23 protein-coding genes and 1 tRNA gene are annotated in these 21,984 nt (G+C 60.2%); 12 read left to right on the top strand and 12 right to left on the bottom strand.

Features of this window, described 5'->3' with window-relative positions; translation table 11 throughout:
* Positions 1 to 107 precede the first annotated feature (107 nt).
* Positions 108 to 1,199 (top strand): DUF6902 family protein, encoded by a 1,092-nt coding sequence (locus BM225_RS03445; protein ID WP_143095341.1) that lies wholly within the window; start codon positions 108 to 110, stop codon positions 1,197 to 1,199.
* A gap of 6 nt (positions 1,200 to 1,205) precedes the next feature.
* Here BM225_RS03445 and BM225_RS03440 read toward each other — a convergent pair whose 3' ends face one another.
* The gene (locus BM225_RS03440) at positions 1,206 to 1,529 is read right to left on the bottom strand and encodes a HesB/IscA family protein (RefSeq protein WP_072706975.1); all 324 of its coding nucleotides are present in this window, start codon (positions 1,527 to 1,529) and stop codon (positions 1,206 to 1,208) included.
* Between the two features lie 76 nt (positions 1,530 to 1,605).
* On the opposite strand from BM225_RS03440, the gene BM225_RS03435 reads away from it, so the two are divergent.
* From BM225_RS03435 to BM225_RS03400, 8 genes are all read left to right on the top strand, one after another.
* Positions 1,606 to 2,787 carry a deoxyguanosinetriphosphate triphosphohydrolase gene (locus BM225_RS03435; RefSeq protein ID WP_072706974.1) on the top strand — a complete coding sequence of 394 codons (1,182 nt, stop codon included), beginning with the start codon at positions 1,606 to 1,608 and terminating at the stop codon, positions 2,785 to 2,787.
* An 18-nt stretch (positions 2,788 to 2,805) separates the two neighbouring features.
* Entirely contained in the window at positions 2,806 to 4,629 is a 1,824-nt protein-coding gene (locus tag BM225_RS03430; RefSeq protein ID WP_092463848.1) for a cation:proton antiporter, read from the top strand.
* A 52-nt stretch (positions 4,630 to 4,681) separates the two neighbouring features.
* Complete coding sequence (argS, locus tag BM225_RS03425) at positions 4,682 to 6,427, top strand: arginine--tRNA ligase (protein ID WP_072706972.1); 1,746 nt, start codon at positions 4,682 to 4,684, stop codon at positions 6,425 to 6,427.
* Positions 6,428 to 6,507: 80 nt separating this feature from the next.
* A complete protein-coding gene (locus tag BM225_RS03420; RefSeq protein ID WP_083595703.1) occupies positions 6,508 to 7,503 on the top strand; it encodes an SPOR domain-containing protein in 996 nt (331 codons plus the stop codon).
* Between the two features lie 3 nt (positions 7,504 to 7,506).
* Positions 7,507 to 8,496: a glycoside hydrolase family 3 N-terminal domain-containing protein gene (locus BM225_RS03415; RefSeq protein ID WP_072706971.1), complete on the top strand. Its 990-nt coding sequence runs from the start codon at positions 7,507 to 7,509 to the stop codon at positions 8,494 to 8,496.
* A 4-nt stretch (positions 8,497 to 8,500) separates the two neighbouring features.
* Positions 8,501 to 9,310 (top strand): segregation and condensation protein A, encoded by an 810-nt coding sequence (locus tag BM225_RS03410; RefSeq protein WP_072706970.1) that lies wholly within the window; start codon positions 8,501 to 8,503, stop codon positions 9,308 to 9,310.
* Positions 9,303 to 9,956: an SMC-Scp complex subunit ScpB gene (gene scpB / locus BM225_RS03405; RefSeq protein WP_072706969.1), complete on the top strand. Its 654-nt coding sequence runs from the start codon at positions 9,303 to 9,305 to the stop codon at positions 9,954 to 9,956. The genes BM225_RS03410 and scpB overlap by 8 nt, the downstream gene beginning before the upstream one ends.
* Positions 9,957 to 10,024: 68 nt before the next feature.
* Complete coding sequence (locus tag BM225_RS03400; RefSeq protein ID WP_072706968.1) at positions 10,025 to 10,216, top strand: hypothetical protein; 192 nt, start codon at positions 10,025 to 10,027, stop codon at positions 10,214 to 10,216.
* Here BM225_RS03400 and BM225_RS03395 read toward each other — a convergent pair whose 3' ends face one another.
* From BM225_RS03395 to BM225_RS03360, 8 genes are all read right to left on the bottom strand, one after another.
* A complete protein-coding gene (locus BM225_RS03395; protein ID WP_092463845.1) occupies positions 10,217 to 11,296 on the bottom strand; it encodes a 2'-deoxycytidine 5'-triphosphate deaminase in 1,080 nt (359 codons plus the stop codon).
* Positions 11,297 to 11,379: 83 nt separating this feature from the next.
* A tRNA-Pro gene (locus tag BM225_RS03390) sits at positions 11,380 to 11,456 on the bottom strand.
* Between the two features lie 66 nt (positions 11,457 to 11,522).
* Entirely contained in the window at positions 11,523 to 12,236 is a 714-nt protein-coding gene (locus BM225_RS22045) for a MerR family transcriptional regulator (protein WP_072706966.1), read from the bottom strand.
* A gap of 9 nt (positions 12,237 to 12,245) precedes the next feature.
* The gene (gene ihfA, locus BM225_RS03380) at positions 12,246 to 12,551 is read right to left on the bottom strand and encodes an integration host factor subunit alpha (protein ID WP_072706965.1); all 306 of its coding nucleotides are present in this window, start codon (positions 12,549 to 12,551) and stop codon (positions 12,246 to 12,248) included.
* Positions 12,552 to 12,637: 86 nt separating this feature from the next.
* Entirely contained in the window at positions 12,638 to 13,609 is a 972-nt protein-coding gene (locus BM225_RS03375; protein WP_072706964.1) for a beta-ketoacyl-ACP synthase III, read from the bottom strand.
* Positions 13,610 to 13,625: 16 nt separating this feature from the next.
* Positions 13,626 to 14,717 (bottom strand): phosphate acyltransferase PlsX, encoded by a 1,092-nt coding sequence (gene plsX / locus BM225_RS03370; RefSeq protein WP_072706963.1) that lies wholly within the window; start codon positions 14,715 to 14,717, stop codon positions 13,626 to 13,628.
* A gap of 28 nt (positions 14,718 to 14,745) precedes the next feature.
* Positions 14,746 to 14,952, bottom strand: a complete 207-nt coding sequence (gene rpmF / locus BM225_RS03365) for a 50S ribosomal protein L32 (RefSeq protein ID WP_072706962.1) — start codon at positions 14,950 to 14,952, stop codon at positions 14,746 to 14,748.
* 171 nt (positions 14,953 to 15,123) lie between these two features.
* A complete protein-coding gene (locus BM225_RS03360; protein WP_072706961.1) occupies positions 15,124 to 15,687 on the bottom strand; it encodes a YceD family protein in 564 nt (187 codons plus the stop codon).
* A 73-nt stretch (positions 15,688 to 15,760) separates the two neighbouring features.
* Here BM225_RS03360 and BM225_RS03355 point away from each other — a divergent pair, with 73 nt between their 5' ends.
* From BM225_RS03355 to BM225_RS03345, 3 genes are all read left to right on the top strand, one after another.
* Entirely contained in the window at positions 15,761 to 16,216 is a 456-nt protein-coding gene (locus BM225_RS03355; protein WP_072706960.1) for an outer membrane protein assembly factor BamE, read from the top strand.
* 71 nt (positions 16,217 to 16,287) lie between these two features.
* The gene (locus BM225_RS03350; protein WP_072706959.1) at positions 16,288 to 17,040 is read left to right on the top strand and encodes a GNAT family N-acetyltransferase; all 753 of its coding nucleotides are present in this window, start codon (positions 16,288 to 16,290) and stop codon (positions 17,038 to 17,040) included.
* Positions 17,041 to 17,079: 39 nt separating this feature from the next.
* Positions 17,080 to 18,903 carry an ABC-F family ATP-binding cassette domain-containing protein gene (locus BM225_RS03345; RefSeq protein ID WP_072706958.1) on the top strand — a complete coding sequence of 608 codons (1,824 nt, stop codon included), beginning with the start codon at positions 17,080 to 17,082 and terminating at the stop codon, positions 18,901 to 18,903.
* Here the strand turns inward: BM225_RS03345 and BM225_RS03340 are convergent.
* The 3 genes from BM225_RS03340 to BM225_RS03330 form a co-directional block, all read right to left on the bottom strand.
* Positions 18,900 to 19,655: an SDR family NAD(P)-dependent oxidoreductase gene (locus BM225_RS03340; RefSeq protein ID WP_072706957.1), complete on the bottom strand. Its 756-nt coding sequence runs from the start codon at positions 19,653 to 19,655 to the stop codon at positions 18,900 to 18,902. The two genes, BM225_RS03345 and BM225_RS03340, sit on opposite strands and share 4 nt — an antisense overlap.
* Positions 19,656 to 19,721: 66 nt before the next feature.
* Positions 19,722 to 21,014, bottom strand: coding sequence for an HlyC/CorC family transporter (locus BM225_RS03335; RefSeq protein WP_072706956.1), 1,293 nt, complete (start codon positions 21,012 to 21,014; stop codon positions 19,722 to 19,724).
* 36 nt (positions 21,015 to 21,050) lie between these two features.
* Positions 21,051 to 21,980 carry a site-specific tyrosine recombinase XerD gene (locus tag BM225_RS03330; RefSeq protein WP_072706955.1) on the bottom strand — a complete coding sequence of 310 codons (930 nt, stop codon included), beginning with the start codon at positions 21,978 to 21,980 and terminating at the stop codon, positions 21,051 to 21,053.
* Positions 21,981 to 21,984 lie beyond the last annotated feature (4 nt).

Here is a 21,984-nt window from a genome sequence, read left to right as displayed (position 1 = left end):
GGATACACTAAAGGTCGTAGTATGGTATCAAATTGCCGTAACTGTACGATTGCACGCTTGTAGCCGGTATTTTGCGGCTTGAGTGGTTTTATGAGTTGGAGCGTTTTTTGTTTTCCGTAAGCCCCGCATTTACCGAGACTGACTCGGACAATATCGTTGCATTCCGGCCCAAGGTAGAGACCCCTTTGGTTTGGCGGCAACTGGCCGACAATATCCTGCAGCATCGGCACGAGCCTGAAAGCCCCAAGTGGCTATCGGAAATTGTGTATCTGCTTATGGCGGCGCGGCGCTGCAATGTTACGCTCCACTGGGATTTGATCCAGAAATTTGCAGAACTCTACGAGCAGCTCACTGATATTCTGCAGTTCCGAACCGAAGAATACCCGCGCCTTTTGCACATCGCTTTGGAGTTGGAGCGTCAGGGGATGCCCGGCCAGGTGGCAGCGCGTATGATCGACTGGATTCGTTCGCGCGAACTGGTGGGAGCAGAGCAATCGGATGATCGACGGCTTTATGTCAGTTGGTTGTTTTGGCAGCGCAACACCTCGGCTCTGGGTCATGCCGAAGATCAGGCATTGGTCGGTCGGTTGATGCGCCGTCTGGCGAGGGCGGATGTGTTTGCACAATTGCCGATGGGGGCCGACCTTGCGCGGGGGATCACGATTCTGACCGCGATGGGCGATGTGCAGCCGCCGTCTATGGCGATGATTCAGAAAAGCGTCGAGAACGGACTATTCTACGGGTTCTTGGCCGACGACCCTATCACTGTGGGGCGACTCATCTCGGTTTGTCATTTGCTGGGGATGACCGTTCCGCAACCCATCGAAAATTACCTGTTCCGGCAGGTGTCGCGTTTGCGGTTCGATGGCGCGTTGCCGCAAGAGGCCGACGACGATTTGATGCTGCTTTTTGCTGCGCAGCCTGCAGCTTATGGGGCAGGGCTCGGCGTGATGCAGCTGGAATTGCCAACGGGCCCGTTTTCGGCACATTTGCCACTGCCCAACGTGTCACCATTGCGAGAGGTGACGGATGTCTTGCGGGGCATGTCGCAGTCTCGGTCTGGCGATTGGCACAGTATGCGGGCGCAGATCGAGCCGCAGCTGAGCTTTCCGGCATTCAACCGGCTGCACACGGCTGCGACCTGTTCTGGCTTTGACGCATTTTTCGAAGTGTTCGCACGCCCTTACGAGCGGCTCTGAACCGGTTTACATGGAGAAGCTGGTGCCGCAGCCGCAGGAGCTGGTGGCATTCGGGTTCTCGATCACAAAGCGCGCGCCGATCAGTTCTTCGGTGAAATCGATCACCGCATTTGCGAGGAACGGCAAAGAGGTGCTGTCCACGACAACTGTTTCTCCGGCGCCTTCGAGCAGCAGATCATCAGCGGTGGGTTCGTCCAGCTTGATCTCGTACTGAAAGCCCGAGCAGCCGCCGCCTTCGACGGCGACGCGCAGAGCCTTGCCCGAGGCCGCAGCACCGATTTCGTGCAGGCGGTCAAAGGCGCGGGGCGTGACCTTGGGGGGCAGATTCATCAATGATCTCCGAAGTTTTTGCATTGGCGGACTTCTCGAATATATGTGGTGCAGCACCAAGCGACAAGGAGGGGGCATGCAAGCACCCTACGCATGTGATCCGGCGCGCAGTCGCGGCCGGCTTTTTGAGGAAGAAGGCAGCACCTTCCGGTCATGTTTCCAGCGGGACAGGGACCGTATCCTCCATTCCAGCGCATTTCGGCGGTTGAAGCACAAGACTCAGGTCTTTGTGGAACACGAGGGCGATTATTACCGCACCCGACTGACCCATTCGTTGGAGGTTGCCCAAGTCGCGCGCACGATCGCGGGCGCTTTGGGTCTGAATCAGGAACTGACCGAGGCGGTCGCGTTGGCGCACGATCTGGGCCACACCCCGTTCGGACACACGGGTGAAGACGCCTTGGCCGAGTTGATGGCCCCGTTTGGCGGGTTCGATCACAATGCCCAAGCCCTGCGGATCGTGACCAAGCTTGAGACCCACTACGCGGATTTCGACGGGCTGAACCTGACGTGGGAAACGCTGGAAGGGATTGCCAAGCACAACGGGCCGGTGCCCGCGCCGCACCCCTATGCCTTGGCCGAATACAACGCTCGCCACGATCTGGAGCTTTCCACCCACGCCAGCGCCGAGGCGCAAGTGGCCGCGATTGCGGACGATGTGGCCTATAATAACCACGATCTGCAGGATGGGTTGCGGGCAGGGCTCTTTACCGAAGAAGAGGTCGCGGCACTGCCTATCGTCTGTGACGCATATGCCGAGGTGGATGCCAAGTACCCCAATCTCGACCCACGCCGCCGCCGCTATGAGGCTTTGCGCCGCGTCTTTGGGGTTATGGTCAGTGACGTCATCGATACAGCGCAGGCCAAGCTGAAAGCGTCGGGCGCAGGCTCGGTCGAAGAATTACGCATGGCCGGAATTGCAATGGTGACATTTTCTGACGATCTGAGGGAACAGATCAACGTCATCCGTCGTTTCCTGTTCACGCGGATGTACCGCGCCCCTTCTGTTGTCGAAGTGCGCAAGCGCGTGACGCAGGTGACGATCGATCTGTTCCAGACTTATCTGAACGATCCACGGATGTTGCCAGAGAACTGGCAGGCCCAGATTGCGGCTGTTCGGGACCAAGGTGAGACAGAGATCGCGCGCAGCGTTGCCGACTATGTTTCTGGCATGACCGACCGGTTCGCACTGCTAGAGCATGCGCGGCTGTGCGGTGGACAGGGGCTAGGGGATCTGCACGGACCGGCACAACGATAAGACGACGAAGGAACATCCATGGCTGTAGCGAGTGAAGTGGCGGGGCTTGGTCCCGTAAATGCGATTGCGCTGGTTGGAGCCTTGGGTGTCGGGAGCCAGTGGCTGGCCTGGCGTCTGCGGATGCCCGCCATTGTTCTGATGTTGCTGGCTGGTCTGATCGTCGGGCCAGGTCTGGGAATTTTTGACCCCGCGCGGGACATCGGCCCGCTGATGAAGCCGATGATCAGCATCGCGGTGGCGATTATCCTATTTGAGGGCGGGCTGACCCTCGACTTCCATTCACTGCGAGAGGCGCGTGTTGGCGTCAGGCGGTTGGTCTTCATCGGGGCGCCCCTTGGGTGGGCTCTGTCAGCTGCGGCCTTGCATTATACCGCTGGTCTCGGATGGGCGGCGTCCAGCGTCTTTGGCGGGATTATGGTGGTCACTGGGCCAACCGTGATCGCGCCGCTTTTACGTCAGGCGCGGTTGCAACAGCGCCCCGCTAAGCTGCTGCAGTGGGAAGCGATCGTGAACGATCCGGTGGGCGCGCTGGCGGCTGTTCTGGCATTTACCGTGGTTCTCGTGATGGCAGACACCGCAACAGTGGGCGAGGCTGTCACCGAATTTTCGTTGGGTATCGGCGTTGCGACCATTCTTGGCCTGGCAGCGGGTTGGGGTATCGCCCAAGGTTTCACCCGCGGGGTCGTGCCAGAATACATGAAGGTCCCTGTGCTGTTCACCGTTTTGGTGGCAGTCTTTGCAGCCTCTGACGCTGTTCTGCACGAAAGCGGGTTGCTGGCAGTGACCGTGATGGGCGTTGTGATCGCCAACGCAGAGCTTCCCAGCTACGATGAATTGCGCAGGTTCAAAGAACACGCGACCGTTCTACTGGTGTCCGGCGTCTTTATTCTGCTTGCCGCCAACATGGACCGCGACACCCTGTTTGCGATGGAATGGAGCACGCTGGGTTTTATCATCGTAGTGATTTTGCTGGCCCGTCCGGTGACGGTCATGGTGTCTCTTTTGGGATCTGACGTGCCCATGAAAGAGCGCATCTTGATCGCGCTTACGGGGCCGCGCGGGGTGGTCTTGGTTGCGGTTGCAGGTCTTTTTGCAGAGCGTTTGGTGGAATTGGGGTATGATGACGCGTCCAAAATTCCGGCGCTCGCGTTCGCGCTCGTCGCGGCCACGGTGGTGTGGCACGGTTTTACTCTGGCGCCATTGGCGGGCTGGCTGGGGCTCACTGCGGATCGCGCTTCTGGCGTGTTGATCGTGGGGGGATCACGCTGGTCGACGGCGCTGGCCAAGGCTTTGCAGGATGCCGAGATACCCGTGCTGGTCGTTGATCGCAATCGATCGCGCCTGCGCAGTGCTCGAGAGGCCGGAGTGCGCACCTATTACGGGGATATCCTGTCCGAAGATGCACACAATACGCTGGATTTGGTCCCCTTTGAAAAGGTCATCGCAGCCACGGATAATGACGCCTACAATACGCTCGTGGCGACCGATCTGGCCCCCGAGTTTGGCCGTGAGAACGTCTGGCAGATCGCCCGTTCACGCGAGGAGTCCCGCCGTCACACGCTGCCTGTAACTCTGGGCGGCCGTGAATTGGGCTCGGGCCGCACGCACCGCGAACTCAGCAGTTTGATGCTCCAAGGCTGGCGTTTTGGCCGTACGAACCTGACCGACGATTACACGCTCGAACAATGGGAAGCGGATCGTCCCGACGGGGTTCCAATGATGGAGCTTTTCGAAAACGGGAGCGTGCGTTTGCTCGGACCGGAACATCCCCCGCGTGAAAAGTCGGGCGTGACCCTGTTGGCAATGCTGCCCCCCAAGGAGGATTCTACCTCTCGGGATTGACGCGGGGCATAGGGCTGGTACATCCCGTCCCCAATCAGACAGGATTGGACCTATGAACCTCTTTACCGATATTCACGCTGTTGTTCTTGCCGCGCTCGGGCAGATGCAGGCCGAGGGCGCGCTGCCCGAGGGCCTCGATTTCGCCAACGTCACGGTGGAGCCGCCGCGTGATCCGCTGCACGGGGACATGGCAACCAATGCCGCGATGGTGCTGGCCAAGGCTGCCAAAGCCAAGCCCCGGGACATCGCCGAAAAGCTGGTCGAGAAACTGACCGCAGACGATCGCATCACTAGCGCCGAAGTCGCTGGCCCCGGTTTTATCAACCTGCGTCTTGCGCCTGCCGTCTGGCAGGGGCTGGTTGCGGCTGTGCTGAACGGTGGCACCAAGTTTGGTCGCTCGAACCTTGGCGCGGGCAAGAAGGTGAACGTTGAATACGTTTCCGCGAACCCCACCGGTCCGCTGCATGTCGGTCACACCCGTGGTGCGGTTTTCGGTGATGCGCTGGCGAGCCTGCTGGACTTTGCCGGCTACAACGTGACCCGTGAATACTACATCAACGATGGCGGCGCTCAGGTCGACGTTCTGGCGCGGTCTGTCTACCTGCGCTACCTTGAGGCCCACGGTCAGGAAGTGGCATTCGAAGACGGCACATACCCCGGTGAGTACCTGATCGAAGTCGGCGCGAACCTGAAGGACAAGGTCGGCGACGCTTTTGTCGACCAGCCCGAAGATGTCTGGCTGACCGAAGTGCGCGAGTTCGCCACCGAAGCGATGATGGATCTTATTCGCGAGGATCTGAAGATGCTCGGCGTTGAGATGGACGTGTTCTACAGCGAGAAATCGCTCTACGGCACAGGCCGGATCGAGGGCGCTATTCAGGATCTGACCGACAAGGGCCTGATCTATCGCGGCACGCTGGAGCCCCCCAAAGGCAAGCTGCCCGAGGATTGGGAACCCCGCGAACAGACCCTTTTCAAGTCGACCGACTATGGCGACGACGTAGACCGCCCGATCAAGAAGTCGGACGGCGCGTGGACTTACTTCGCGCCCGATATCGCCTATCACTACGACAAGGTGCAGCGCGGCTTTGACCTGCTGATCGACGTCTTTGGCGCCGACCACGGTGGCTATGTCAAACGCATGAAGGCCGCTGTCAGCGCGCTGTCAGGCGGCAAAGTCCCCGTCGATATCAAGCTGTGCCAGCTGGTGAAGCTGTTCAAGAACGGTGAACCCTTCAAGATGTCCAAGCGGGCAGGGACCTTCATCATGCTCCGCGACGTGGTCGAGCAGGTTGGCCCCGATGTGACCCGTTTCGTGATGTTGACCCGCAAGAACGACGCGCCGCTCGATTTTGACTTCGACAAGGTTCTGGAACAGTCCAAGGACAACCCCGTCTTCTACGTGCAGTACGCGCATGCGCGTGTGGCTTCGGTCCTGCGCAAGGCAGCAGAGGCGGGCATCGAGGCCGATGACGCGACCCTGCTGGCGGCGGACCACACCAAGCTGGACCACGAAGCCGAATTGAACCTGCTCAAGAAGATTGCGGAATGGCCGCGTCTGGTGGAAATCGCTGCGCGCACCAACGAGCCGCACCGCATCGCCTTCTATCTGTATGAATTGGCATCGGATTTGCACGGCCTCTGGAACCGTGGCAACGAGAATACCAGCCTGAGATTCATTCAGGACGACGATTCTGCCACATCGCAAGCAAAAATCGCCCTAGCGCGTTCGACAGCCGTTGTGATTGCAGCCGGTCTTGGTATCTTGGGTGTCACGCCAGCTGAGGAACTGCGCTAAAGAACGCAGCCCACAGGCGAGACACGAGCAGTAGATATAACCAGCGGCAGTCCGGGATCGCTGGGATCAGAGAGGCAGTGATGGCGGATTATCAATCGTCACAGGGCGGTTACACGCCCTATAACCAGTATGGTGGAAACTATGGCTGGGATGACCCCGCAGACTACATGCAGGACTTCGTTGTCGAAGACAGCCCGCGCCGCAAGCTGATTAATATTGTCGGTTCTGTGGCCTCTGTGGCTGTGGTTTCTGCTGTTGTTCTATGGGGTTACGGGACGATTGTGCGGGATGTCAGCGGCATCCCCGTCGTCGCCGCGATGGAGGGGCCTGTGCGCGTGGCTCCCGCCGATCCCGGTGGCGAACAAGCCGAAAATCTGGGCCTCGCGGTCAATGAAGTGGTGGCAGCAGGCGCGAACAACGCACCCGTTGAGCAAGTCGTCCTAGCTCCGGAACAGCTGGACGTCGCCGCAGAGGACGCTCCGCTGTCCGAAATCATGCCTGTCGAGCCAGTCCCTGCAGAGTCGACCGAATTCGCAGAAAACGATTCCGACGTTTTGGTAGATGAGGCAAACATTCCCGTTCCGCTGGATAACGTTGTTGATACCGAAGACGACTTCGCGGCTTTGGCGAATCAACTGGCTTTGGCAGTGAAACCCCAAGAAACGTTGATGCTGGACGACGTTGCTGATTCCGCAGTGGTCGCCCTGCGCCCGCAGATTCGCCCGTTCCCCGCAGGAGACTCGGTTCAGGTCGCATCGGCCAGCGATGACTTCGTCGCCTCCATCACATCGCCTGCAACGGAACTTGACGCAACCGCGCTGCCTGCTGGCACCCGTTTGGTGCAGCTTGGCGCCTATGAGAGCCCCGAAATCGCGCGCGTGGAATGGACCCGCATCAGCGGCCAATTCGCTGAGTTTTTCGACGGCAAAAGCCGTGTGATCCAAAAGGCCGAGAGTGGTGGGCGCATTTTCTACCGCCTGCGTGTGCACGGCTTTGACGACCTGGCCGACTCGCGCCGGTTCTGCTCGGTGCTGGTGGCGGGCAACGCGGCCTGTATTCCGATCGCGCTGCGCTAACCCATGAACCTTGCCGCTATCTTTGGATGCTCGGGGCCTGTGCTGACAGGCGCCGAGCGTGACTTTTTCAGGGCCGCGCAACCGTGGGGCTTTATCCTGTTTGCACGGAACATCGAGAGCGCGGAGCAGCTGCGAAAGCTGACAGCGGATCTGCGCGAGTCGGTCGGTTGGAACGCGCCTATCTTCATTGACCAAGAGGGGGGACGCGTGGCGCGTTTGCGGCCACCGCTGGTGCGTGATTGGACGCCGCCCTTGGAAATGGCCCGCGCGGCCGGTCCCAATGCCGCCCGTGCGTTCTGGCTGCGCTACCGCCTGATTGCGGCAGAACTGCTGTCTTTTGGCATCGACGGGAATTGCGCGCCGATGGCCGATGTGGCCCGCGCGGATACTCATCCGTTCCTGCGCAACCGCTGCTATGGCGAGGAACTTCAAGATGTGATTGCCAATGCCCGTGCCTGCGCCGAGGGGCATCTAGATGGCGGCGTGCTTCCGGTGCTGAAGCATATGCCCGGCCATGGTCGGGCCCGCGTGGACAGCCACTTGGATTTGCCTCGTGTGGATATCGATGCAGAGACCCTGAGTAACGTGGATTTCGCGGCGTTCAAGGCGCTGAGCGATTTACCCTTGGGTATGACGGCACATTTGGTGTTTGAGGCACTGGATGACCGCCCCGCCACCCTGTCGCCCAAGATGATGCGCTTAATCCGCCAAGACATCGGCTTTGACGGGTTGATCATGACCGACGACATCAGCATGGGCGCGCTGTCCGGCACTGTTGCGCGTCGGTCTGAGAAAGCGATCGCGGCAGGCTGCGATGTGGTTTTGCACTGCAACGGTGAGCTCGACGAGATGGAGAGTATTGCCAACGTCTGTGGTGACCTGACCGAACAGGCGGAGGTTCGTGCGGAGCGGGCCTTGGCGCAGCGGCTATCCCCCCGCGATATTGACATTTCGGCCCTAGAGGCAGAATTTTCCTCCCTCTTGAACGGGTGAGGCCATGGACGATCTATTCAGCGATGATCCCCGCGGGCGGGGCGATGGCGCGACCGTCGAAGACCGGCTCGCTGCCGAGGCGCTGATCGTCGATGTCGAAGGCTTTGAAGGGCCTCTGGACGTGTTGCTCACCCTGTCGCGGACCCAGAAAGTCGACCTGCGCCGTGTCAGCGTTCTGCGTCTGGCGCAGCAATATCTGGCGTTCGTAGAAAAAGCCAAGAAGCTGCGGATCGAGCTTGCCGCCGATTATCTGGTGATGGCGGCGTGGCTGACCTTCTTGAAATCGCGCCTTCTGCTGCCCCCCGATCCGACCGAGGATGGCCCCACGGGTGAAGAACTGGCCGCACATCTCGCGTTCCAGCTGGAGCGTCTGCAAGCCATGCGTGACGCAGCGGCCAAGCTGATGGCACGGGACCAATTGGGACGTGATTTCTTTGCCCGCGGTTTGCCAGAGGACATGGAGCGCGTGCGCAAAGTGCAATACACCGCCACGATCCTCGATCTAATGCGCGGGTATGCCCGCATTCGGACCAAGGATGAATTCCGCCCCTTTGTGCTGGATCGCGACAGCATCCTGACCATGGAAGAAGCGTTGGAAAAGATGCGGAGCCTGATCGGCTTTGTCGGTGAATGGGTGGACCTGTCGACCTATTTGCCGGACGGCTGGGTCGAGGACCCCAAGCGCCGCCGGACTGCCACTGCTGCGACCTTTGCTGCCTCTTTGGAACTCGTCAAAGAGGGCAAAGCCGAGATCCGCCAAACCGAAACCTTTGCGCCGATCCAGTTGCGCCGACGGGAAAACCGCCATGAGTAAGCACGACGAAGAACAGAGCTTGTTTGACGCGCCAGTCATCGCCGAGCAGGAGCGTATGGTCGAAGCCATTCTCTTTGCCAGCGCAGAGCCTGTGACCGTTGCCGAGTTGAACGCGCGGATGCCCCATGGCTGTGACGCGGCCGAAGCGCTGGCCTACCTGCGCAAGCGGTACGAGGGCAGGGGGGTGCGTGTGGTGCGCGTCGGCGATGCTTGGGCGTTCCGCACTGCGCCCGATCTGGCGTTCCTTATGCAGCAAGAGCGGATCGAGGTCCGCAAGCTGTCCCGTGCTGCGATCGAGACGCTGGCGATCATCGCCTATCACCAGCCTGTCACCCGGGCTGAGATTGAAGAGATTCGCGGCGTTACCGTGAGTCGCGGCACCATTGACCAGCTGTTGGATATGGAGTGGATTCGCTTTGGCCGCCGCCGCATGACACCGGGACGCCCGGTGACTTTTGTCGTGACGCAAGAGTTCTTGGATCACTTCGGATTGGAGAGCGCGCGTGATTTGCCAGGCCTGTCAGAACTGCGCTCAGCGGGCTTGCTCGACAGTCGGATGCTCGGGGCAGGGACCATTCCCACGCCGCGCGGCGAAGAGGATCAAGACGAAGAATTGGCGGGTCAAACCGAGTTGTTCGAAGATTGATCCACGTCTGCGGGTTGAAATGGTGCGCGGCGAGCGTACCTTTAAAACGTTGCAACCGAGAGGCCACCATGAACGCCAACCAGATCATCAACATCGCCATGCGTCTGTTCGGACGCCGCCTGATGAACAAAGGCATCAACGCTGGCATCGACCATTTTTCCAAAGGAAAAGGGTCCAAAGGTGGCCCCGTCTCCGGTCAGAAGAATGGTGATATCGCCAAGAAAGCGCGCCAAATCAGCCGTGTGATGCGCCGCTTCTGATCACTTGAAGTGCTTGGACAGTTTGAGACCCTGTCCCTGATAGTTCGACGCCAGATCCGCGCCGTAGAGAGTCGCGGGACGATCTGCCATTTTCTCATAGATCAGGCGCCCAACGACTTGCCCATGCTCGAGCACAAATGGCGCTTCGTGGCAGCGGACCTCTAGGACGCCGCGTGCGCCGGAGCCGCCAACTGCTGCGTGGCCAAAGCCAGGGTCGAAGAACCCGGCATAGTGCACGCGAAATTCCCCAACCATTGCGAGATAGGGCGCCATTTCGGCGGCGTAGGCTGGGGGAATGTGTACAGCCTCTTGGCTGACCAGAATGTAGAATGCACCGGGGTCGAGGATGATGCGGCCCTTGTCGGTGCGGATTTCTTCCCAAAACTCGGCAGGGTCATATGCGCCGATGCGGTCCAGATCAATCACACCCGTGTGGGGTTTCGCGCGGTAGCCCACAAGATCGGTGCCAGAGAGCCTCAGATCGACCGAGAAGCCCAGACCATCGTCAATGACTGGCTCTCCGTTCACCAGCGTCTCAGAGGCGTGCAAGGCGCGCAGGGCATCATCATCCAGCACGCTTTGGCCATTGCGGAAACGGATCTGGTTCAGGCGCATGCCCGGGCGGACCAGAACACTGAACGAACGCGGGCAAATCTCGGTGTACAAGGGACCAGAGTAGCCTGCGGGAATGCGATCGAATTCTGTGCCACCGTCGGTCACACAGCGCGTCAGTAGGTCCAGACGGCCAGTCGAGGACTTGGCGTTCGCCACGGCGGTGATGCCGTTGGGCAGGTTCAAGCCCTCCATCAGCGGAACCAGATAGACGCAGCCCTTCTCCAGCACGGCACCATTCGTCAGATCGATCTGGTGCATGGTGAAGTCGTCCAGCCGCTCTGCCACTGGCACCCCTTGACCCGGTAGGAACGAGGCGCGTATCCGGTAGGCTACCTTGCCGAGGCGCAGATCGAGGCTGGCAGGTTGGACTTGGCCGGTCAGCAGGGGGGCGTCAATCGTGATCGCACCGTTCTCAACCATTTCAGAGATTGTCTGACTCGGCAAAACACCGGTGGGCAGGGTCATGTCGCGGCCTCCTCGCTTCGGATCGTTACCGATCCCCAGATACATTAAACGCCCGAGGCCGTGTAGGCACTCGGGCGTTTTAATGGTCGGGCTAGCAGGACTCGAACCTGCGACCTTCCGTCCCCCAGACGGACGCGCTACCAGGCTGCGCTATAGCCCGACGTTGTGTGAGGCTTTCTACAGTTGTGGGCGGCAGGCGCAAGAGCGAAATCGCCGATTTTTGAAATTATTTCGGTTGGCTTAGTCGCGCGTGCAGGGCGCGGATCTGTGGCGCCAGCGCGCTAAGCGCAGGAAGCTGTTTTTCCGGTGTTTGCAATGCCATAGCCAGAAGGCGCGGCGCAGGTTCACGAACAAACTCGGGCGCTTGGGCCGCCTTTGGGGCCGCTGGCTCCGGGGCAGGGCGCAGTGGAATGATTTCGGCGGGCGCTGGGGCAGGAATGTCTTCGACATCGACCTCCAAAAGCTCCACTTCGCTCGTGTCCTCGAAATCGTCGCCAAAGAGATTGCCCTGCTGGTAACCGTCTTCCGCCTCGCTTGGCGGTTCGCGTTTCTCTGTCTTCGGGAGCGGGGGCAGGGGCGCCTGTTCCGGCAGCGTCTGCTCCGGTTTGGGCGGGGCTGGGACGCTTTCACTCTCGACAGTTACGGATTTGGTATCAGCCGTTGTTATCGTCTCTGACAATCCAGCCACGTGCTTGACGCCCTGCTCGCGCAGAATTTTCTGCACGCCTTTGATCGTCATGCCCTCATCGTGGAGCAACTTCTTGATCCCGCCAAGCAATTCCATGTCGGCGGGTCGGTAATAACGTCGCCCGCCGGCACGCTTGACCGGTTTCACCTGAGTGAACTTACTCTCCCAGAACCGCAGAACGTGGGCAGGGGTTTCTAACCAGTCAGCGACTTCGCTGATTGTTCGAAACGCATCAGGGGACTTTCGGGCCATCGGGAAGCCTTATTTTTTGCGATTCCCGTCTGCGACACGGTCCTTCATCAGATGCGATGGACGGAACGTCAGCACACGGCGGGGGTGGATTGGCACTTCCTCGCCGGTTTTAGGGTTGCGGCCAACACGCGCCGCCTTTTCCCGAACACTGAAGGTTCCGAATGAGGAAATTTTGACTTGTTCACCACTCACAAGCGCATCGGACATGTGTTCCAAGACGCTTTCTACCAGCTGTGCGGATTCATTTCGCGACAAACCGACTTCGTTGAAGACGGCTTCGCTAAGGTCCATCCGCGTAAGGGTCTTTTCACCCATGATAGCTCTCCCCGTTGCTCAGTGAACAATAGGGTGCTTGGATTTTACGAGTCAATATCAACAACTTGCCGGAGGTGTACGTTTCGTTACCACCGGATGACCACAGAGCCCCATGCGAGACCACCGCCGATGGCTTCGGTGACAACCAGATCGCCCTGTTTGATCTGTCCGCGTTCCTTGCCGACAGACAGCGCCAGCGGGATAGATGCGGCCGAGGTATTGCCATGATCCTGAACGGTCACGACCACGCGGTCCATGGGCACACCCATCTTTTGGGCGGTGCCTTTGATGATGCGCAGGTTGGCCTGATGGGGCACAATCCAGTCCACATCGTCACCGGACAGCCCGATTTTTTCGAGCGAGGTGTGCGCGGTTTGTGCAAGCTTTTCAATGGCATGGCGGAAGACTTCCTTGCCCTGCATGCGCAGGTGGCCAGTCGTTCCGGTGGACACGCCACCGTCCACATACAGGATGTCACGATACGTGCCGTCCGAGTTTAGATCGGTCGCCAGAATGCCTCGATCGTCCGTTGAACCAGCGCCTTCTTCGCCCTCTAGGATCAACGCGCCAGCGCCGTCGCCAAACAGGACACAGGTGCCGCGGTCTTCCCAATCCATGATCCGGCTAAAGGTCTCAGCGCCGATCACGAGAACGCGTTTGGCCTGACCAGAAAGAATGAGACCGTTCGCATTTGTGAGCGCAAAAACAAAGCCTGCACAGACAGCTTGCACATCAAAGGCAAATCCGCGGGTCATGCCCAGACCGGACTGAATCATGGTCGCTGCAGACGGGAAGGTAAAATCGGCGGTCGAGGTGGCCACCACAATGGCGTCCAGATCATCGGCCTCTAGGCCAGCGTCAGCCAGCGCGGCCTTGGCGGCGCGAATGCCCAGATCGGATGTGGTCTGACCGTCGGCGGCAAAATGGCGGCGCTCAATGCCAGAGCGGCTGCGAATCCATTCGTCGCTGGTGTCGATCGTCTCTTCGAACTCGCTATTAGGAACCACCCGCTCAGGCAGGTAATGCCCAACGCCTTTCACCACCGCTCGAAGAGTCATTTGTTCAGAACCGTTTTTAGTTATCGTTTGTGTTTCGGGCATCCTGAGCCAGCGTTGCTGCAGATGCAACCCGCGCGGCGAGTTTGTTCGTAAATCCGCTCTGCGCCAGTTGGAAGGCCAGCTTCACGGCGGCCGAAACACCAGTTGAATCGGCAGAGCCATGTGATTTCACCACGGTCCCGTTGAGCCCGAGGAATACGCCACCATTCACGCGGCGCGGATCGATACGCTTCTGCAAACGTTTGAGCGATGTCAGAGCCAGCAGAGCAGCGATCTTGGAAAGGAAGCTATACTCGAACGCTTCTTTGAGCAAAGAGCGCACAAGGCTCGCGGTGCCTTCACCGGTTTTGAGCGCGATGTTGCCGGTGAAGCCGTCGGTGACGATCACGTCAACTTTGTCCGAGGGGATGTCGCCGCCTTCGACAAAACCGACGAAGTCGAAATTGCCGGCTTCGGCATTTGCTTCGATTAGGTCATGCGCAGCCTTCATTTCGGCGCGGCCCTTATGCTCTTCGGTGCCGACGTTCAGCAGACCGATACGGGGGCGGGCCAAATCCAGACCGTTGCGGGCGTAGGACGCACCCATCAGCGCGTATTGCAGCAGGTCTTCTTCGTCCGCACGGATATCAGCCCCGACGTCGAGCATGACGTTAAAGCCCATCGGGTTGCGAGAGGGCCAAAGCACCGCAATCGCGGGACGATTTACACCGGGGAGCTTGCGTAGACGGACCATCGACAGCGCCATCAGGGCACCGGTGTTGCCGCAGCTCACGCAGACGTCCGCCTCACCATTGCGGACAGCATCAATGGCCGAGAACATCGAAGTTCCCTTGCCATGGCGCATCACTTGACTGGGTTTGTCTTCCATACTGACGACACCAGCGGCATCGCGCACGGTGCATCGCTCTGCCAGACCGCGCTTGCGGGCGATCAGCTGCTCCAGCTCGGCGGCTGGACCATGGACAAGGAAGCGAATGTCAGGATTTTTCTCTGCCGAGAGCGCAAGGCCGTCGATCACTGCCGATGGCCCGCGATCCCCACCCATTGCGTCAATGGATAGGGTGACGGTACGGGCGTCCGTGCGCTCAGGATTCTGGGTCGCAGTCATGGGTCGCCCGTTCTCTCAAAGAAGAAGCTTACGCTGCGTCTTCGTCCAGATCGATCTCGTTGTTCAGCGCTACGACTTCACGATCGTCGTAGTGGCCGCACGAGGGGCACACGTGGTGAGGGCGCTTCAGCTCGCCACAGTTGGTGCACTCGTTGGGGTTGCCTGCAACCAGAGCGTCATGGGCACGGCGGTTGTTGCGGCGCGATTTCGAAACTTTGTTCTGTTGGACAGCCATTGTCCTACCTCTATGCTTTAGGCGGGCGGGGCCCGGAGTTGTCAGTCTGGGGCGTTGCCCGGCGTCGTTGCGGGTTGACGGGGCCTATAGTCCTAGGCGCAGTCCGTGTCCAACCCAAAATTCCGATGAGGCGCGGAAAATACCTTTTTTCCGGCGTTCTGCAAGGGGGTATCAGGAATTTTCCCCGCTGTCCCCGCCTAATTTATCCCGAAGGGCTGCTAAGCCAGCGAAAGGCTTGGCATCTTCATCCGTCATCGCCTTCTTGCCGGGCTCGGTCACCTGCATTTCGACCGGATCGGTGCCCTCGGCGCGGGGATAAAGCGGGATGTTCAGGGCCAGCGACTCGATCATCACTTCTGCGATATCGATCGTAGCGGGCAAGCGTTCGATCGACTCGTCTTCGGGCATTTCCACTTCCTCGCCCTCAATTTCAGGCAAGTCTGCCAAATATGTCAGCTCGATTCCCGTATCGATACGCGTTGTTACAGGCTCTAGTGTGACCACGCAGGGCTGTACCACAGTCGCGCCCAAGGTACCCTTGAGCCGCCAGTCGGTCTTGCCCATCGGGGACAATTCAGCCTCGAATCGTAGCTTTCGCAGGCCATCCAGACCCAGATCAGAGGCAACGGCGCGCATTTCCTCGGGGGTGGGCGTCAGGGTGACGCGAGTGGGTTTGCGCTGGGGCAAATCCGCGATCCGCAGGATGTGCTGCGGTAGGGGAGCTGAGTCTTGCATTCTTGAACCGGTGCCTTTCCTTCTGTAATCGGGATAAAAGCTTATATATGTCGAGTTCAATAGGGGCAGCAGGATGCGAGCGGTTAAATGGATGGGACGGGCGACCTGCCTGGCAGCAGTGATCGCCGTCGCAGGATGTGTGGCGCAGTACCGTTTGCATGGGTATACGCCCTCGGACGACGATCTGGCGAACATTCTTGTGGGCGTGGACACGCGCGACACAGTATCCGAGGTGATCGGGACGCCGACGACCTCGGGTGTGGCCCGCAGTGACGCCTATTACTACGTGTCAAAAAATGTGCGTAGCTACGGAATGCGCGAGCCGGAAATTGTGGATCGTCAGATCGTTGCGATCCGGTTCGATGACGCCGGCGTGGTTTCGAATGTCGAACGCTACACCCTTCAGGACGGCAAAGTTGTGCCCCTGTCGCGCCGTGTGACTGGCAACAACGCAAACGATGTTCCCTTCCTGACCCAGCTCTTCGGAAACGTTGGCGGTCTGGACCTGAGCCAAGCCTTCGACGGTTAAGTTTCCCTGTCACGGTTGCGTCGCAGGCTGTATGCTAGGCGGGTGAAAACCCTTCGTTGCAGGTGCCTGTGATGCTGAACATGGTAAAGGGACGCTATCGCACCCGTCTGGCCGAGACGCCCGCCGATCTCGAGGCCGCGCAGCGCCTGCGCTATCTGGCATTTGTGGCTGAGACGGGGGCAGAGCCTTGCGCAGATGGTCTGGATGCTGACGATTACGACGAGATCTGCCATCACATGTTGGTCGAGGATCAGCGCACTGGCGCGCTGGTTTGCTGTTTTCGGATGCTCCACCTGACGTCGGGGTCCGAGATTTCCCGCAGCTACGCCGCGCAATACTATGATCTGGCCGCGCTCGAAGCTTATGCGGGCACGATGGTCGAGATGGGGCGCTTTTGTATTCATCCAGACCTGACGGATCCTGACATCCTCCGAGTCGCGTGGGGGGCGATGACCCGCTACGTGGATGACACAGGGGTCGAAATGCTCTTCGGGTGCTCCAGCTTTCGTGGGATTGATGCGCAGGAATACTTCGACGCTTTCGCGCTGCTCAAGGAGCGTCACCTTGGCCCCAAGCGCTGGCTGCCCAAGGTCAAGGCGCCGAACGTCTTTCGTTTTGCCGCTCGTCTGCGTCGGAAACCAGACGCGAAACTGGCGATGCGCCGGATGCCGCCGTTATTGAAAACCTATCTGATGATGGGTGGCTGGGTCAGTGACCACGCAGTTGTCGATGCCCAGATGAATACGCTCCATGTCTTTACCGGTGTTGAAATCGCAGCGATTCCCCCCGCCCGCAAGAAGCTGCTGCGCGCCGTCGCAGGCTGACCCCTTGACGGCGATGCAGGGCGGGGATAGCGCGATGCCATGGCACGCGCACCCTTACTCCAGCTTTCCGACATCTCGCTGACTTTCGGCGGTGATCCTGTTTTCTCCGGCCTCTCGCTGAACATTCAGCCGGGGGACCGTGTGGCCTTGGTTGGCCGCAACGGGTCCGGCAAATCCACCCTGATGAAGGTCATGGCCGGTCTGGTCGAACCTGACAGCGGCGACCGCGTGGCGGGGCCGGGCATCACCGTGGGCTACATGGAGCAGGACCCCACCATGGAAGGGTTCGCGACGCTTGGCGATTTCGCCTCGAGCCGCCTGGATGCCGCCGAGATGTACAAGATCGAAATGGTGGCCGAGGGGCTGAAGTTCGATCCCAGCCGCGATGTGAACGTGGCCTCTGGCGGGGAACGCCGCCGCGCCGCGCTGGCCAAACTGATGGCCGAAGCGCCCGAGCTGATGCTGCTGGACGAGCCGACCAACCACCTCGATATCGAGGCGATTGCGTGGCTGGAAAACGAGCTGAAGACCACCCGCGACGCTTTTGTCCTGATCTCGCACGACCGTGCGTTCCTGCGTGCGTTGACCCGAGCGACCTTGTGGGTCGACCGAGGAGAGGTCCGCCGTCAGGAGTTGGGATTCGAGAACTTCGAGGCATGGCGCGACAAAGTCTGGGAAGACGAGGACGAGCAGCGCCACAAGCTGAACCGCAAGATCAAGGCCGAGGCCCGTTGGGCTGTCGAAGGCATCAGCGCCCGCCGTAAGCGGAACCAAGGCCGTGTCCGCGCCCTACAGGACCTGCGTGCTCAGCGTGCCAGCCAGATCAAACGCCAAGGCGCTGCCGCTATGGCGCTGGAAAGCGGCCCTCAGTCGGGCAAGCGCGTGATCGAGGCTGAGGGCATCAGCAAGACCTATGGCGACAAGGTGATCCTGCGGGACTTCTCGATCAAGATCCAGCGGGGGGACCGTGTGGCTTTTGTCGGCCCGAACGGCGTGGGCAAGACGACGCTGCTGAAAATGCTGATGGGGCAGGAGCAGCCGGATACGGGCACCGTGACCCTTGGCACCAACCTGCTGCCCGCGATCTTTGACCAGACCCGTGCGCAGCTGGACCCCGAAATGACCCTGTGGGACAGCCTGACCGGCGATCCTGACATGCGCGTCAGCGGGCAGGCGGATCAGGTGATGGTGCGCGGCAACCCCAAGCACGTGGTCGGCTACCTAAAGGAATTCCTGTTCGCCGAAGCCCAAGCCCGCGCCCCTGTGCGCAGCCTGTCGGGCGGTGAGAAGGCGCGTCTGTTGCTGGCCAAGATTATGGCGCGCGAGAGCAACCTTTTGGTTCTCGACGAACCGACCAACGATCTGGACGTCGAAACGCTGGACCTGCTGCAAGAGTTGCTGGACAGCTATGATGGCACCGTGCTGCTGGTCAGCCACGACCGTGACTTCCTAGACCGCGTATCGGCGACGACCATCGCGATGGAGGGCAACGGCAAGGCGACAGTTTATGCCGGCGGCTGGTCCGACTATCAGACGCAAAAGGCTCTGACCGCGAAAGAAGAGGCCAAAGCCGCCCCCAAGGCCGAGAAGCCTGTGGCAGCGCCGAAACCTGCCGTCGCGCCCAAGCCTGCCAAAGATGGTCTGAGCTACAGCGAGAAGCACCGCCTTGATGCGCTGCCTGCCGAGATGGAGCGCCTTGAGGCCGAGATCGCGAAGCTCGAAGAGTTCCTTGCTGATCCCGAGCTCTTCACCAAAGAGCCGCTCAAGTTCAAGAAGGCGACCGAAGCGCTGGTCGAGCGGCAGGAGAAACTCGCTGCCGCCGAAGAAGAGTGGCTGGAGCTTGAAGAGAAGGCCGCCGGCTAAGGCATGCGCAGCGCGCCGTCGATCCGGATGACCGACCCGTTCAAATAGGGGCAGGTCAGGATGAACCCGACGGTGCGCGCGTATTCCTGCGGATCACCAAGGCGTTTGGGAAAGGTCACGTCAGCGGCGAGGCCGTCCATGACCTCTTGGCCCAGACTTTCCAGCATCGGCGTGCGGAAGATGCCCGGCGCGATCGCCATGCAGCGTACCCCAACCGATGCCAAGTCCCGCGCCATGGGTAGGGCCAGCGCCGCGATCCCCCCTTTGGAGGCGGCGTAGGCGGCTTGGCCCTTTTGCCCCTCGAACGCGGCAATAGAGGCGGTGTTGACGATCACGCCGCGCTGTCCGTCCGCATCTGGCGTGTTTTTCGACATGATTTCAGCGGCCAAGCGTCCGACGTTAAAGCTGCCAGTCAGGTTGATGTCTATCGTGCGTTTCCAGCTGTCCAGTCCGTGCGGCCCATTGCGGCCCAAAGTCTTTTCCGCGGTCGCGATGCCCGCGCAGTTGATCGCGGCTGTCAGCCCGCCCATGTGATCAGCGGCAGCGGATAGGGCGGCCTGAACAGACCCCTCGTCCGTGACGTCGCATTCCTGAAATCCTGCTCCGATCTCGGCGGCCTGTTCTGTGCCCCGCGCGGTGTCGCGGTCCAGCAGGACAATCTGTGCCCCCGAGGCGGCCAGAAACCGCGCTGTGGCGTTGCCCAATCCCGATGCGCCGCCGGTAACGACAGCCTTTACGCCAGTCAAATCCATCCGAGTTCCTCCCCTAACTGAACGGTTGTTCAGAAAGTGGCCGGAACGCGGCGGACTGTCCAGCCCTTACTGCAGGGGGCGGATCTTCAGCTTGGTGATCCGGTTGGCCTCGCGCGCCAGAACCAAGAAGCGGAAGCCGTGGAAGCTGAACACCTGACCGGGGGTCGGGATGGTCTGCGCTTCGTGGATCACAAGGCCCGCGATGGTGTTCGCCTCGTCGTCCGGCAGGTTCCATTCGGTTGCGCGGTTCAGGTCGCGGATCGTCATGTGGCCCTCGACGATATAGGTGCCATCCTCGGCCTTCTTGATCGGCAGTTCAGCCTCGGCGTCGAATTCGTCGGTGATCTGACCGACGATCTCTTCGAGGATGTCTTCCAGCGTGATCAGGCCTTCGATGCTGCCGTACTCGTCCACCACCAGCGCAAAGTGCGTGCGGCGGCGCAGGAACTGGCGCATCTGTTCATCCAGCGAGGTGGTGTCGGGAATGAAATAGGGCTTCATCGCAACACTGGCGATATCAAAGGCCTTCATCGCCTCTTCGTCGCGCAGGATGGTGTCCATCGCGCGCATCAGATCCTTGGCATGGACCACGCCGATGATGTTCTCCTGATCGCCTTTGAACAGGGGCAGGCGGGTGTGATTGCTTTCCAGACACTGGGCCAGAATGTCTTCGATCGAATCCTCGGCATTGATCATCTCGATCGAGGAACGGTGCAGCATGACCTCTTCGACGTAGCGGTCGTTGAGGTCTAGCGCGCCAAGAATGCGGTCGCGGTCCTCTTTCTCGACCACCCCTTCGGAGTGACCGAGGTGCAAGGCGCCTGCGATTTCTTCGCGCACGGCGAGAATTTGGCTGTCAGGGTCGATCTGAACGCCGAACATGCGCAGCACCAAACGGACCAAGGCGCGGACGGCTGAAACGATGGGCGAAAAGACTTTGACGATCAGGGTGATCATGGGGGCTGCACGGGCGGCGGCCACCTCGGCATTGGTGATCGCGTAGGTTTTTGGCAGCACCTCGGCAAAGATCAGGACCAGCAGGGTCATCACCATGGTCGCAAGCGCCACGCCCGATTCCCCGAAAAGGCGGGTAAAAAGCGCGGTTGCCAGCGATGTCGCCAGAATGTTGACAAGGTTATTCCCGAGCAGGACCGAGCCGATCAGACGTTCATTGTCTTCGGTGATCTTGAGCGCTTGTTCCGCGCCCTTGGATCCTTTGTCCGCGTTGGCCCGCAGTTTCCCGCGCGAGGCGGCTGTCAGCGCGGTTTCCGAACCCGAAAACAGACCAGAGAAAACCAGAAGCAGCAAAATGCCACCGGCGGTCGTCCAGAACGAAGCGTCAAATAGGGAGGTGTCCATAAGTCTCTCAGAAGTGTTTTGGGGGCAGATGGCGCTTTATGGGCCTTTCGCCAAGGGGTGATGTTCGAAAACCAGCGATTTCAGCCGCTCTTCCAGAACATGCGTGTAGATTTCCGTGGTGCCAAGGTCCGCGTGCCCCAGAAGCGTTTGGATCGCCCGCAGGTCAGCCCCGTTGGCCAAGAGGTGAGTCGCAAAGGCGTGGCGTAAGGTGTGCGGCGTGACCGCCGACGGGGACACGCCGCCCTGAACGGCGAAATCCTTGATCATCAGGTAGAAGGCGTGGCGGGTCAGGTGCCCGAGTTTGCCCCGCGACGGAAAGAGATAGGGCGAGGCAGGTTTGCCCTTGAGCCGCGCCTCTTCCTCGGCAGCATCGCGGTGTTCAAGCCACAGGATCAGGGCGTCACGGGCGGGCTCAGACAGAGGGACCATACGCTCTTTGCCGCCTTTGCCCTTGATCAGGAGCATGCGGGGATCACCGCGTGTGGCGGCCACGGGCAAGCTCACCAGTTCTGTCACGCGCATTCCCGTGCCGTAGAGGAGTTCCATCAAGCATGTGTTGCGGGCCTGCTCGGCTGCGTTACGTCCCGAGTCGGCAGCGGCATCTAGCAGGCGCGTGACGTCCTCTTGGCTTAGGGTCTTGGGCAGGCGTTTCGCTTTGCCCGGTCCGGTGATCTGAATGGCGGGGTTGGTGTCGCGCCATCCCTCATCGTGTACGAAGCGGAATAACTGTTTTAGCGCTGACAAGCGACGCGCACGCGTGGACTGGGACAGGCCCTGCGCCTCGCAAAAAATCAGGTAGTTCTCTAGGTCATTGCGTCGCGCGGTGGCAAAGCCGCTGCCGTTCCGCGCCAACCAGTCTGCCGCATCTTTCAGATCCCGCCCATATGCCAGCAACGTGTTCGTTGCGGCGTTCTGTTCGGCGGCCTGCGCTTCGAGAAAGCTGGAAATCCAGCGGTGGTCTTCCATGCCA

Origin of the sequence: Donghicola eburneus (assembly GCF_900115865.1) — a bacterium.
GTDB lineage: Bacteria > Pseudomonadota > Alphaproteobacteria > Rhodobacterales > Rhodobacteraceae > Donghicola > Donghicola eburneus.
Note: the sequence above shows the minus strand (reverse complement) of the source record. Positions and strands in the feature narration are given on the sequence as shown.

What these genes read in the sequence shown, in the direction of transcription:
- BM225_RS03410 (WP_072706970.1), top strand. Translation starts at nt 8,501, where the DNA reads ATGGACGATCTATTCAGCGATGATCCCCGCGGGCGGGGCGATGGCGCG.
- BM225_RS03400 (WP_072706968.1), top strand. Translation starts at nt 10,025, where the DNA reads ATGAACGCCAACCAGATCATCAACATCGCCATGCGTCTGTTCGGACGC.
- argS (WP_072706972.1), top strand. Translation starts at nt 4,682, where the DNA reads ATGAACCTCTTTACCGATATTCACGCTGTTGTTCTTGCCGCGCTCGGG.
- BM225_RS03330 (WP_072706955.1), bottom strand. Translation starts at nt 21,980, where the DNA reads ATGGAAGACCACCGCTGGATTTCCAGCTTTCTCGAAGCGCAGGCCGCC.
- BM225_RS03375 (WP_072706964.1), bottom strand. Translation starts at nt 13,609, where the DNA reads ATGACTCTTCGAGCGGTGGTGAAAGGCGTTGGGCATTACCTGCCTGAG.
- BM225_RS03415 (WP_072706971.1), top strand. Translation starts at nt 7,507, where the DNA reads ATGAACCTTGCCGCTATCTTTGGATGCTCGGGGCCTGTGCTGACAGGC.
- BM225_RS03395 (WP_092463845.1), bottom strand. Translation starts at nt 11,296, where the DNA reads ATGACCCTGCCCACCGGTGTTTTGCCGAGTCAGACAATCTCTGAAATG.
- BM225_RS03335 (WP_072706956.1), bottom strand. Translation starts at nt 21,014, where the DNA reads ATGGACACCTCCCTATTTGACGCTTCGTTCTGGACGACCGCCGGTGGC.
- BM225_RS03350 (WP_072706959.1), top strand. Translation starts at nt 16,288, where the DNA reads ATGCTGAACATGGTAAAGGGACGCTATCGCACCCGTCTGGCCGAGACG.
- BM225_RS03420 (WP_083595703.1), top strand. Translation starts at nt 6,508, where the DNA reads ATGGCGGATTATCAATCGTCACAGGGCGGTTACACGCCCTATAACCAG.
- BM225_RS03340 (WP_072706957.1), bottom strand. Translation starts at nt 19,655, where the DNA reads ATGGATTTGACTGGCGTAAAGGCTGTCGTTACCGGCGGCGCATCGGGA.
- BM225_RS22045 (WP_072706966.1), bottom strand. Translation starts at nt 12,236, where the DNA reads ATGGCCCGAAAGTCCCCTGATGCGTTTCGAACAATCAGCGAAGTCGCT.
- rpmF (WP_072706962.1), bottom strand. Translation starts at nt 14,952, where the DNA reads ATGGCTGTCCAACAGAACAAAGTTTCGAAATCGCGCCGCAACAACCGC.
- BM225_RS03435 (WP_072706974.1), top strand. Translation starts at nt 1,606, where the DNA reads ATGCAAGCACCCTACGCATGTGATCCGGCGCGCAGTCGCGGCCGGCTT.
- BM225_RS03355 (WP_072706960.1), top strand. Translation starts at nt 15,761, where the DNA reads ATGCGAGCGGTTAAATGGATGGGACGGGCGACCTGCCTGGCAGCAGTG.
- BM225_RS03430 (WP_092463848.1), top strand. Translation starts at nt 2,806, where the DNA reads ATGGCTGTAGCGAGTGAAGTGGCGGGGCTTGGTCCCGTAAATGCGATT.
- BM225_RS03440 (WP_072706975.1), bottom strand. Translation starts at nt 1,529, where the DNA reads ATGAATCTGCCCCCCAAGGTCACGCCCCGCGCCTTTGACCGCCTGCAC.
- plsX (WP_072706963.1), bottom strand. Translation starts at nt 14,717, where the DNA reads ATGACTGCGACCCAGAATCCTGAGCGCACGGACGCCCGTACCGTCACC.
- ihfA (WP_072706965.1), bottom strand. Translation starts at nt 12,551, where the DNA reads ATGGGTGAAAAGACCCTTACGCGGATGGACCTTAGCGAAGCCGTCTTC.
- scpB (WP_072706969.1), top strand. Translation starts at nt 9,303, where the DNA reads ATGAGTAAGCACGACGAAGAACAGAGCTTGTTTGACGCGCCAGTCATC.
- BM225_RS03345 (WP_072706958.1), top strand. Translation starts at nt 17,080, where the DNA reads ATGGCACGCGCACCCTTACTCCAGCTTTCCGACATCTCGCTGACTTTC.
- BM225_RS03360 (WP_072706961.1), bottom strand. Translation starts at nt 15,687, where the DNA reads ATGCAAGACTCAGCTCCCCTACCGCAGCACATCCTGCGGATCGCGGAT.